The sequence below is a fragment of the Streptomyces sp. NPDC002537 genome (assembly GCF_053594975.1).
Genome location: NZ_JBSFWT010000132.1, coordinates 1 through 12888 on the forward strand (window position 1 = coordinate 1; position 12888 = coordinate 12888).

General features: G+C 72.2%; 2 protein-coding genes. Both read right to left on the reverse strand.

What is annotated here, in order from left to right; translation table 11 throughout:
* The coding region (locus tag ACWD4A_RS33465) for a type I polyketide synthase (RefSeq protein ID WP_451199912.1) at positions 1-1798 on the reverse strand (1798 nt) is incomplete at its 3' end.
* Between the two features lie 102 nt (positions 1799-1900).
* Positions 1901-12888, reverse strand: a 10988-nt coding sequence (locus tag ACWD4A_RS33470) for a type I polyketide synthase (protein ID WP_451199911.1), incomplete at its 5' end; no start/stop codon positions are given.

A 12888-nucleotide genomic window follows, 5' to 3' on the forward strand; every position in this document is an offset into this window, starting at 1 on the left:
CCGCCAACCGACCCGCGAACACCGGCGACGACTCCAACAACCCCGCCGCCATACCCACCCACTGCGACCCCTGACCCGGAAACACGAAGGCCACCTGTCCGGTGAGTGCGGTCTGCGCGTCGTCGGCCGTGGCCACGCCGCGCAGGACGTGGGGCGCGGGCTCTCCCGCTCCGATCGCTGTCAGGCCCGCCAGTGCGTCCGCGTGGTCCGTGGCCAGGACCACGGCGCGGTGCTCCAGTGCGGCCCGTGTGGTGGCCAAGGAGTAGCCGGTGTCCAGCAGTTCGCGTTCGCCGGGGGCTGCGGCCAGTCGTACGGCCTGGGCCCGCAGCGCGGCGTCCGAACGGCCGGACAGCACCCACGGCACCACGCCCGCCGTCAGGCCGGAAGCCGTGGCCGAGGCCGTGACCGTCAAGGGTTCGGGGGACGGCTCCGGTTCCTCCTCCGGGTCCGGCCGGAACTCTTCGAGGATCACATGGGTGTTGGTACCGCTGATGCCGAAGGCGGAGACCGCCGCGCGGCGCGGGCGGCCGTCCGGCGTCGTCCACTCCACCGGCTCGGTGAGCAGTTCGACGGCGCCCGAGGACCAGTCGACGTGTGGGGTCGGCTCGTCGGCGTGCAGGGTCTTCGGCAGTACGCCGTGCCGCATGGCCTGCACCATCTTGATGACGCCCGCCACGCCGGCGGCGGCCGACGTGTGCCCGATGTTGGACTTGACCGAGCCGAGGCGCAGGGGCCGGTCCGCGGGGCGGCGCTGCCCGTAGGTGGCGAGGAGGGCGTGGGCCTCGATGGGGTCGCCGAGGGTGGTGCCGGTGCCGTGGGCCTCGACGGCGTCGATCTGGTCGGCGGAGACCTTCGCGTTGCGCAGGGCGGCCCGGATCACACGTTCCTGGGAGGGGCCGTTGGGGGCGGTGAGTCCGTTGCTGGCGCCGTCCTGGTTGACGGCCGAGCCGCGGACGACCGCCAGCACCCGGTGGCCGTTGCGGCGGGCGTCCGACAGCCGTTCCACCAGCAGCAGGCCCATGCCTTCCGCGGGGCCGAAGCCGTCGGCGGACGCGGCGAAGGCCCGGCACCGGCCGTCGGGCGACAGGGCGCGCTGGCGGCTGAACTCGGCGTAGCCGACTGCCGTGGACATCACGGTCACCCCGCCCGCGACCGCGAGGGTGCACTCGCCGGAGCGCAGAGCCTGGGCGGCGAGGTGGAGGGCGACCAGCGAGGACGAGCACGCCGCGTCGACGGTGACCGCGGGGCCTTCCAGACCGAAGGTGTAGGCGACGCGTCCGGACATGACGCTGGCGAAGTTGCCGGTGGCGAAGTAGCCCTCGACGGATTCGGGGATCGTCGTGAGTTCCCAGCCGTAGTCCATGGAGCTGAATCCGATGAAGGTGCCGGTGGGGCTGCCCTTGAGGGATCCGGGGTCCATGCCGGCGCGTTCGAAGAGCTCCCAGGCGCCCTCCAGCAGCAGCCGCTGCTGGGGGTCCATGGCGAGTGCCTCGCGCGGGGATATGCCGAAGAATCCGGCGTCGAATTCGGTGGCGCCGTGCAGGAATCCGCCGCCGCGCACATAGTTCTTCCCGGACAGGGCGGGGTCGGGGTCGTACTGCCCGTCGATGTCCCAGCCCCGGTCGGTGGGGAATCCGGTGATCGCGTCGCCGCCCTCGGCGACGAGGTTCCACAGGTCGTCCGGGGACGTCACGCCGCCCGGGTAGCGGCAGGCCATGCCGACGACGGCGATGGGTTCGCCGGCCGCCGCCTCCGCCGCGCGCAGGCGGCGCTGGGTCTGCCGCAGGTCGCCGGTCACTCGCTTCAGGTAAGCGAGCAGTTTTTCCTCGTTCTCTGCCATTGCCCCTATCCCCTATTTCCCCAGTCGCGCGTCGAAACCGTGCTGTGGCCAGGTCACGGGTCAGGAATCCCCGAATTCCTTGTCGAGGAGGTCGAACATGTCCTCCGCGGAGGCGCCCGCGAGGTCGTCGCCGCCTTCGTGGTCGTCCGGTGTCGTGCCCTGTGCCGCGTCGCGGCCGTCCCGGAGCTTCCAGACGAGGGCTTCGAGCCGTTCGGCGACCTTGGCCGCGCTCTCGCTGTCGGCGGCGATCCCCTCGACGGTGTTCTCCAGGGCCTCCAGCTCGCCGAACACCCCCTGCGCGCCGCCGTCGTCCGGCACGACCTGGTCCCGTACGTGGGTGGCGAGTGCCGCCGGTGTCGGGTGGTCGAAGACGAGGCCCGCGGGGAGCCGGAGTCCGGTGGCGGCGTTGAGCCGGTTGCGCAGCTCGACGGCGGTCAGGGAGTCGAAGCCGAGCTCCTTGAACGCCAGTCCGGGCTGGATCCCGTCGGTCGTGGTGTGGCCGAGGACGGCCGCGACCTCGGTGCGGACCAGTTCCAGTACGTGCTTGAGCTGTTCGTTGCGCGGGAGGCCGGTGAGGCGGGCGGTCAGTGCGGCGCCCGTCGGGCCGTCGGCGGGGTCCGTGCCCTCCGCTTCGCGCAGCGCGCGCTGGACCTCGGGCAGTTCCGCGAGCAGTGGGCTGGTCCGTACGGCGGTGAAGCCGAGGACGAACCGTTCCCATTCGACGTCCGCGACGGCGACGGCGGTCTCGTCGTGTTCGACGGCCTGGACCAGTGCGGCGACGGCCAGTTCGGGGGCCATCTCCAGCACTCCGCGCCGTCCCATGTAGGCGACGGCTCCGTCGAGGGCCATCATTCCGCCGCCGCCCCAGGCGCCCCAGGCGAGGGAGGTCGCGGTCCGGCCGCGGGCCCGCCGTGCCGCGGCGAACAGGTCGAGGAAGGCGTTGCCCGCCGCGTACGCGCCCTGGCCGCCGCTGCCCCAGACCCCGGCGTTGGAGGAGAAGAGCACGAACGCGTCGAGCGGGGTGTCGCCGAGCACGTCGTCGAGGTGCAGCGCGCCCGCGACCTTGCCGGAGGTGATGTCGGCGAAGGCGTCCGGGGTGGTGTCCGTGACGGGCGTGAACGTCTGGGCGACGCCCGCCGCGTGGATCACCGCGGTGAGCGGGTGCTCGGCGGGGACTCCGGCGATCAGCCCGGCGACGGCGGCGCGGTCGGCCATGTCGCAGGCCGCGATGGTGACGCGGGCCCCCGATTCCTCCAGTTGTCCGGCGAGTTCGGTGGCGCCGGGCGCGTCGGGGCCGCGGCGGCTGGTGAGCAGCAGGTGCTCGGCGCCGTTCCGGGCGAACCAGTCGGCGACCCGTGCCCCGATGCCGCCGGTGCCGCCGGTGATCAGTACGGTGCCCTTGGGGTTCCAGGTGCGGGTGGCGGGTTCGCCGTCGAGCGGGGCGCGGACGAGCCTGCGTGCCCACGTTCCGGAGCCGCGTACAGCGAGTTGGTCCTCGTGCCCGTCGGCCGTGTCGGCGAGTGCGGCCGCCACACGGGCCACCGCGTCGTCGTCGACGGTGCCGGGGAGGTCGAGGAGCCCGCCCCACCGCTTGGGGTGTTCGAGTGCGACGGCCCGTCCGAGGCCCCAGGTGTGTGCCTGGTGCGGGCGCGGCTCGGGGTCCGCCCGGCCGACGAGTACGCCGCCGCGGGTGGCGGCCCACAGCGGGCCCGCAGCGTCGAGGTCGTCGAGGGCCTGGGCGAGGGCCATGGTGGCGGCCGCGCCACTGGGGAGGGCGGGGTGGGCGGGGTGGGCGGTCTCGTCGAGGGCGAGCAGTGACAGCACGCCGGTGATGTCCTCGTCCGTCGACGCGTCGCGCAGCAGCTCGGTGAGCTGTGCGCGGTCGGCGCGGGCGGGGTCCACGTCCAATCGCCGTACGTGCGCGCCGTGTTCCTCCAGGGCGCGTACGGCTCCGGCGGTCCAGGGGTCGTCGGTGGCGGTTACCGGGACGACGAGCAGCCAGCGGCCGGACAACGTGGGCGCGGGCCCTGCCGGGACGGGCCTCCACACCACCCGGTACCGCCAGCGGTCGACCGTCGACGCGTCACGCCGCCGACGCCGCCACGACGACAACGCGGGCAGCACCGCACTGAGCGGCTGATCCGCCCCCACAGCCAGCTCCGCCGCCACCCCGTCGAGGTCCCCGCGCTCCACCGCGTCCCAGAACTCCGTTTCGACGGCGTCGGCGGCGGGTTCGCTCCCGTCCGTGCCGGGGGTGGTGGTGAGGAGGTCGTCGAGCCAGTAGCGCTGCCGTTGGAAGGCGTAGGTCGGCAGGTCGACGCGCTCGGTGTCCGTGCCCGCGAACACGGCCTTCCAGTCGACCGGCAGGCCGCGTACGTAGCCCTCGGACAGCGAGGTGAGGAAGCGGGCCGGGCCGCCCTCGTCGCGGCGGAGCGAGCCCACCGCGATGGCGTCGGTGTCCGCGTCCTCGAAGGTGGCCTGCATGCCCATGGTCAGGACGGGGTGGGCGCTGGACTCGACGAAGAACCGGAAGCCGTCGTCGAGCAGGGCGTGCACGGCGCCCTCGAAGTCCACGGGCTGCCGGGCGTTGTGGAACCAGTACTCGGCGTCGAGCTCCGCGGTGTCCCGCGCGGTGCCGGTGACGGTGGAGTAGAACGGGATGTCGCCCCGGCGCGGGGCGATGTCCGCGAACAGCTCCAGGATGCGGTCGCGCAGCGGGTCGACCTGGGCGCAGTGGGAGGCGACGGTCGAGCCGACCACGCGGGCCCTGATGTCGTCGGCCTGGCATCCGGCGACGAACTCCTCCAGGGCGGCGACCTCGCCGGCCACGGTCACGGCGCCGGGGCCGTTGCGTCCGGCGATGCCGAGCCGGCCGTCCCAGGCCGTCAGCCGCTCCTCCACCGCCTGTGCCGACAGCGCCACCGACGCGACCGCGCCCTTGCCCACCAACTCCTGGGCGAACAGGGCACTCCGCAGCACGACGATCTTCGCCGCGTCCGCCAGCGACAGCGCGCCGGCGACGAGGGCGGCGGCGATCTCGCCCTGGCTGTGGCCGACCACCGCGGCGGGCTCGACGCCCGCCGCCCGCCACAGCGCCGCCAACGACACGTTCACCGCGAACAGCACGGGCTGCAGGACCTCGATGGACTCCAGCGACGGCGTCCCGGGCGCCCCACGGAGCACGTCCGTGACCGACCAGCCGGTCAACGCCCCCAGTGCGGCGTCGCATTCGGCGAACCGCGCGGCGAACACCGGCGAGGCGTCCAGCAGCTCGACGGCCATGCCCGGCCACTGCGAGCCCTGGCCGGGGAAGACGAACACCACCCGGCCCCGGACATCGGCGGCACCGGAGAGCACACCCGCGCCGGGCGTCCCGTGGGCGAGGGCGTCGAGGCCCGACAGGGCACCGTCGTGGTCCGCCGCCAGCACCACGCCGCGGTGTTCCAGGGCCACGCGCGACGACACGAGCGAGTGGCCGACGTCCGCGAGCCCCCGCGCGGGGCTCGCGGCCAGCCGCTCCGCCTGCGCCCGCAGCGCGGCCTCCGACTTGGCGGACACCACCCACGGCACCACGTCCGCGACGAGTCCCATGGGCAGTCCCATGGACAGGGGCCGCTCTTCAGTCTGTTCCTCTTCAGTGGCGGCCGGGGGCTCCGCGGGCGGCTCTTCGAGGATCACATGGGCGTTGGTGCCGCTGATCCCGAACGAGGACACCGCGGCGCGGCGGGGGCGGCCGTCCGGTGTCGTCCACTCCACCGGCTCGGTCAGCAGCTTGACGGTGCCGGACGACCAGTCCACTTCGGGCGACGGCTCGTCGGCGTGCAGGGTGCTCGGCAGCACCCCCTGTCCCAGGGCCATCACCATCTTGATGAGCCCCGCGGCGCCCGCGGCCGCCTGGGTGTGGCCGATGTTCGACTTGACGGAGCCGAGCCACAGCGGCAGGCCGGCGGTACGGTCCTTGCCGTAGGTGGCGAGGAGGGCCTGCGCCTCGATGGGGTCGCCGAGGTTGGTGCCCGTGCCGTGGGCCTCGACCGCGTCGATGTCACCGGGCGCCAGCCGGGCGTTGGCCAGGGCGGCGCGGATCACGCGCTGCTGGGAGGGCCCGTTGGGGGCGGTGAGTCCGTTGCTCGCACCGTCCTGGTTCGTGGCCGAGCCCCGGACCAGCGCGAGCACCTTGTGCCCGTGGCGGCGCGCGTCGGACAGCCGCTCCACCAGAAGGACACCCACGCCCTCGGAGAAGCCGGTGCCGTCCGCGCCCGCGCCGAACGCCTTGCAGCGGCCGTCGGGCGACAGCACCCGCTGGCGGCTGAACTCCACGAATCCGAACGGGCCGGGCATGACCGTCACCCCGCCGACCAGCGCGAGCGAGCACTCGCCCGACCTGAGCGCCTGGGCGGCCAGGTGCAGGGCGACCAGCGACGACGAGCACGCCGTGTCCACGGTGATCGCGGGCCCTTCGAGGCCGAAGACGTAACTGACGCGGCCCGAGACGACGCTCAGGACGTTGCCCGTGACCGAGTAGCCCTCGACGCTCTGCCGGAGCCTGGTGTCCTGCCCGTATCCGGTGGTGATGGCGCCGATGAACACGCCCGTCCTGCTGCCCTTCAGAGAAGTGGCGTCGATGCCCGCGCGCTCGAAGACCTCCCAGGACGATTCGAGGACCAGCCGCTGCTGCGGGTCCATCGCCAGGGCCTCGCGCGGCGAAATCCCGAACAGCCCGGCGTCGAACCGGGTGGCGTCGCGGAGGAATCCGCCTTCCCGCGCGTAGCTCTTGCCGGAGCGCTCGGGGTCGGCGTCGTAGAGCCGGTCCAGGTCCCAGCCGCGGTCGGCCGGGAAGCCGGAGATCGCGTCCCGGCCGGAAGCCACCAGGTCCCACAGCCCTTCCGGGGAGTCGGCGTCGCCCGGGAAGCGGCAGGCCATGGACACGATCGCGATGGGGTCGTCGTCGACCGCGGCCACGACCGGCACGGGGACGCCGGCCGCCACCTGCCCGCCGATGCCCAGCTCGGACTCCAGGTACACGGCAAGGAGGTCGGGGGTGGGATGGTCGAAGACGAGGGTGGCGGGGAGCCGCAGCCCGGTCGCGGCGTTGAGCCTGTTGCGCAGTTCCACCGCGGTCAGCGAGTCGAAACCGAGCTCCTTGAACGCGCGCTCCGGCTCCACCGCCGCCGGGGAACCATGCCCCAGAACGGCCGCCACATGGGTACGGACGACATCGACCAGCGCGGCCGCGCGTTCCGCGTCCGAAAGGCCCGAGAGGCGGCGCGCGAGCGCCGAGCCCCCGGCGCCGCCGTCGGCGGCCCTGGCCGCGGTGGCGCGCCGTACGGGGCCGCGGGCCAACAGGTCCCGCGCGGCGGCCCGGACGACCTCGCCGCCCGCCCCGGACGCCCAGGCGGCGGGTGCGAGCCGTGCGGTGACCACGAAGGGTTCGTCCATCGACCGGGCCGCGGCGAACAGCGCCAGGCCCTCGTCCGACGGCATCGGCACCACGCCGGACCGTGCCATGCGGGCGCGGTCGGCCTGGTCGAGGCGGCCGGTGAGTTCACTGGCCTGTTCCCAGTGGCCCCACGCCAGGGACACGGCGGGCAGGCCGAGGGCCCTGCGGTGGGCGGCGAGCGCGTCCAGGAAGGTGTTCGCGGCCGCGTAGTTCGCCTGACCGGGGCTGCCGAGGGTGCCGGCGAGCGACGAGTACAGGACGAAGGCCGAGAGGTCCGCGTCCCTGGTCAGCTCGTGGAGGTTGAGTGCCGCGTCGACCTTGGGCCGCAGCACCCGTTCGAGGCGGTCCGGGGTGAGTGCCGGTATCAGCCCGTCGTCGAGCGCGCCCGCCGCGTGGATCACGGCGGTCAGCGGATGCTCGGCGGGGATGTCCGCGAGCAGGGCCGCGAGCGCCTCCCGGTCCGCCGCGTCGCACGCGGCGACAGTGACGGCGGCCCCCGCGGCGGCCAGCTCCTGCATCAACTCGGTGACACCGTCAGCCTCCAGGCCACGGCGACTGGTCAACAGCAGATTCCGCACACCGTGTTCGACGACCAGATGCCGGGCCAACAATCCACCCAGCGTACCCGTACCACCCGTGATCAGGACGGTGCCGTCGGCATCGAGCGGCCTGGGCACAGTCAGCACGATCTTGCCCGTGTGCCGGGCCTGACTCATGAACCGCAGCGCCTCCGGAGCCCGCCGCACATCCCACCCACGCACCGGCAACGGCTCCAGCACACCCCGCTCGAAGAGCGCGACCAGCTCGGTCAGGATCTCACCGAGCCGGTCGGTGGAGATCTCGGTGAGCGCGTAGGGGTGGTAGCTGACGCCGGGGTGCTCGGCGGCGACGGCCTCCGGGTCACGGATGTCGGTCTTGCCCATCTCCAGGAACCGGCCACCACGCGGCAGCAGACGCAACGAAGCATCCACGAACTCCCGCGCCAGCGAATCCAGCACCACATCGACACCACAGCCATCGGTCGCCGTCAGAAACTTCTCCTCGAAGTCCAACGACCGCGACGACGCGATATGCGCCTCGTCGAAACCCATCGACCGCAACACATCCCACTTGCCCTCACTGGCCGTAGCGAAGACCTCCGCACCCCAGTACCGCGCCAACTGCACCGCGGCCATCCCCACACCACCCGTCGCCGCATGAACCAACAACCGCTCCCCCTCACCCAGGGACGCCAGGTCGGCGAGCCCGAAATACGCGGTGAGGAAGACGACGGGGATGGCGGCGGCCTGTTCGTACGACCAGCCTTCGGGGATGCGGGCGATCAGCCGCTCGTCCACGACGGACACGGGGCCGAAGGCTTCGGGCAGCAGGCCCATCACGCGGTCGCCGACCGCGTGCCCGGTCACCCCGGGGCCGACCTCGGTGACGACACCCGCACCCTCGGTGCCCAGGTAGGCGTCGGCGTCCGGGTACATCCCCAGGCCGATCAGTACGTCGCGGAAGTTGACGCCCCCGGCGCGTACGGACACGCGTACCTGGCCTTCGCGCAGCGGCTCCGACGTTCCGGGGGCCGGCAGCAGAGCGAGGTTCTCCAGTGTTCCGGCGCCGGTTGTGGCCAGCCGCCAGGCGGCCGCACCCGGCGGCGGTACGAGCGCACCGCCGCCGACGGCCGCCCGCACCAGACGCGGCACGAACAACTCGCCCTCACGAACGGCAACTTGAGGCTCTTCGGCAGCTCGCGCCGTGGTCGCGGCCACTGTGAGGGTGGCGCGGGACGCGTCGTGGTCGTCGAGGTCGACGAGGAGAAAACGTCCGGGGTTCTCCGCTTGCGCGGTCCGCAGCAGGCCCCACAGCGGGGCATACGCGAGGCCGGTCACGGTGTCATCGGTCCGGGCGGCCACGGCGTGACGGGTCACGACGACGAGACGCGCCGACGAGACCTGTTCCGTCGCGACCCACGCCTGTACGAGCGCCAGCGCCTCGGCGGTCGCGGCGTGGGCCGCGGCCGCCCCATCGGCGGTCCCGTGGTCCAGCCCGAACGGCGCGAACACGAACTCCGGTGCCGCAGCGCCCGCTTCGATGGCCGCGGCCAGCTCCGTCACGCTCGTGTAGCGCTCGCCGAGCCCGTCGCCGCCTTCGCCGTCACCATCGGTGAGCTGGGCGCACGCGGGGGCGGCAAGGCCGGTGATCTTCGGCAGAGCGGTCCAGTCCAGGCGGAAGAGGGCATCCTGCGTCGGGTCGCTCGCCGACCTCAGCTGCTCGGGGGAGACCGGGCGCAGGACGAGGGAGTCGATCGACGCGACGGGGGCACCGGTGGTGTCGGCGACCGCCACCGACACCGCGTCCTCACCCACCGGACGCACCCGCACCCGCAGAGCAGTCGCACCCACCGCGTGCAGGGACACCCCGGACCAGGAGAACGGCAGGCGCAGCTCACCGGTTTCCGGTCCGTCGAGGAGGGCGCTGGGGTGGAGCGCGGCGTCGAGGAGGGCCGGGTGGATGCCGAACCGGTCGGCTTCATGCAGCCGTTCGTCGGGGAGGGTGACTTCGGCGTAGAGGTCGTCACCGACACGCCAGGCCGCACGCAGGCCCTGGAACGCCGGACCGTAGCCGTACCCCACCTCGGCAACACGCTCATAGAAACCATCGACGGTGACGGGCTGCGCGCCAGCCGGCGGCCAAGCCACCAGGTCCGTCCCTGCCGACGCGGTCTCCGAGAGCACACCGGCCGCATGCCGAACCCAGGGCACATCGGTGCCCTCGGGGCGCGAATGGATGGTCAGCTCACGACGGCCTGTGGCATCAGGAGCAACGACGGACAACTGCACCTGCACACCACCGCGCTCGGGCACCACCAGCGGAGCCTCCAGCGTCAGCTCCTCGACCCCGGCACACCCCACCTCATCCGCAGCACACAACCCCAGCTCCACCAGAGCCGTACCCGGAACCAGCACCGTCCCCGACACCGCATGATCCGCAAGCCACCCATGCGAAGCCAACGACAACCGACCCGTCAACAACAGCTGATCCTCACCAGCCACCCGCACCACAGCACCCAACAGCGGATGATCCACAGCACCCAGACCAAAGCCCGACGCATCACCCACCACACCCACACCCGACTCCAGCCAGAACCGCTCACGCTGGAACGCATACGTCGGCAGATCCACCCACCGAGCCCCCGAACCAGCGAAGATCTCACTCCACCGGACCGGAAGACCACGGACATACCCCTCGGCGAGGGAAGTCAGGAAACGCTCGGGACCGCCCTCGTCCCGGCGCAGAGTGCCCAACGCAACGGCGTCCGTGCCGGAGTCCTCGAAGGTCTCCTGCAGACCCACCGTCAGAACAGGATGAGCACTGGACTCGACGAACAGACCGAAACCATCAGCGAGAAGAACACGCACCGTTTCATCGAAACGGACGGTCTGCCGGAGATTGGTCACCCAGTACTCGGCGTCCAGCTCCGTGGTGTCGATCAGGCCGCCGGTGACGGTCGAGTAGAAGGGAATCTCCGACGTTCGGGGCTCGATTCCCTCCAGAGCGCTGATGACCTGCTCGCGGATCGACTCCACCTGCGCGGAATGCGACGCGTAGTCCACGGCGATCCGCCGCGCCCGCACCCCATCCACCTCACAGGCGGCCAGCAGTTCATCAAGCGCCTCGGGCTCACCCGAAACCACCGTCGACGACGGCCCGTTCACCGAAGCGACCGAGATCCGCTCACCCCAACGCCCGATAAGCCCCCGCGTCCGCTCGGCAGGCAGCGGCACGGACACCATCCCGCCCCGGCCGGAAAGCCCCTCGGCAATCGCACGAGCCCGCAGCACCACAACCCTCGCCGCGTCCTCCAACGACAGCGCGCCCGATACCGCGGCAGCCGCGATCTCACCCTGACTGTGACCAATCACCGCGGCAGGCTCCACACCCACCGACCGCCACAGCGCCGCCAACGACACCATCACCGCCCACAACGCGGACTGCACCACCTCCACGTCGTCGAGCGAAGGCGCACCCTCGCCGCCCCGCACCACATCGACCACCGACCAGTCGACATACGCGCTCAACGCCGCATCGCACTCCGCCAACCGACCCGCGAACACCGGCGACGACTCCAACAATCCCGCCGCCATACCCACCCACTGCGACCCCTGACCCGGGAAGACGAAAGCCACCCGGCCCGGCTCCTCCGTGGCCGTACCCGTCACCACGTCCGCCGTGGGCACGCCGTCGGCGAGCGAGGTGAGCCCGGCGAGGGCGCTCTCGCGGTCCGCGGCCAGCACGACCCCCCGGTGATCGAGGGCCGCGCGCGTCGACGTCAGCGACCAGCCCACGTCCGTGAGCGAGGACTCCGGATGCTCCTGCGCGAAGGCCGACAACTGGCCTGCTTGTGACCGCAGTCCGTCTTCGGTCCGGCCCGACACGAGCCACGGCACGACGAGGGTGTCGAGGGCGCGCAAGTCTGCTGGGGCCTCGGCCGGTCCGGTGGTGGCGGGCCGGAGGTCCGTCTCAGTGGCCTGTTCCAGGACGACGTGGGCGTTCGTACCGCTGGCGCCGAAAGCCGACACTCCCGCGCGGCGGGGGCGGTTGTCGTCCGTGGTCCACTCGACCGGCTCGGTCAGCAACTCCACCGCACCCGACGCCCAGTCGACATGCGGCGACGGCTCGTCCACGTACAGGGACTTCGGCAGCACACCGTGCCGCATCGCCTCCACCATCTTGATCACACCCGCCACGCCGGCAGCGGCCTGCGCATGCCCGATGTTCGACTTCACCGAACCCAGCCACAACGGACGGCCTTCCGGCCGCTCCTGGCCATACGTGGCCAGCAACGCCTGCGCCTCGATCGGATCACCCAACGTCGTACCCGTACCATGCGCCTCCACCACATCGACATCCGCCGCCGACAACCGGGCACTGGCAAGAGCAGCACGGATCACCCGCTGCTGCGAAGGACCGTTCGGCGCCGTCAGACCGTTCGACGCACCGTCCTGATTCACCGCCGACCCACGCACCACCGCCAACACCCGATGCCCATTGCGCCGGGCATCCGAGAGCCGCTCCACCAACAGCACACCCACACCCTCGGACCAGCCCGCACCATCCGCAGCCGCCGAGAACGCCTTGCACCGACCGTCAGGCGCCATCCCCCGCTGCCGACTGAACTCGACGAACAATGTGGGTGTCGACATCACGGTGACGCCGCCCGCGAGGGCCATGGAGCATTCGCCGGCGCGCAGGGCCTGTACGGCGAGGTGCAGGGCGACGAGCGAGGACGAGCAGGCGGTGTCGACCGTGACGGCCGGGCCTTCCAGGCCGAAGGTGTAGGCGACGCGTCCGGACACGGCGGCGGGTGAGGCACCCATCAGGGCGTATCCCTCGGTCTCGCCCTGGATCTGCCCGACGCGGGCCGCGTAGTCGTGGTGCATGACGCCGGCGAAGACACCTGTGGAACTGCCCTTCAACGAACCGGGATCGATACCCGCCCGCTCGAACACCTCCCACGACGTCTCCAGCAACAACCGCTGCTGCGGATCCATCGACAAAGCCTCACGCGGCGAGATCCCGAAAAACCCCGCATCGAACTCCCCCGCCTCATGAAGGAAACCCC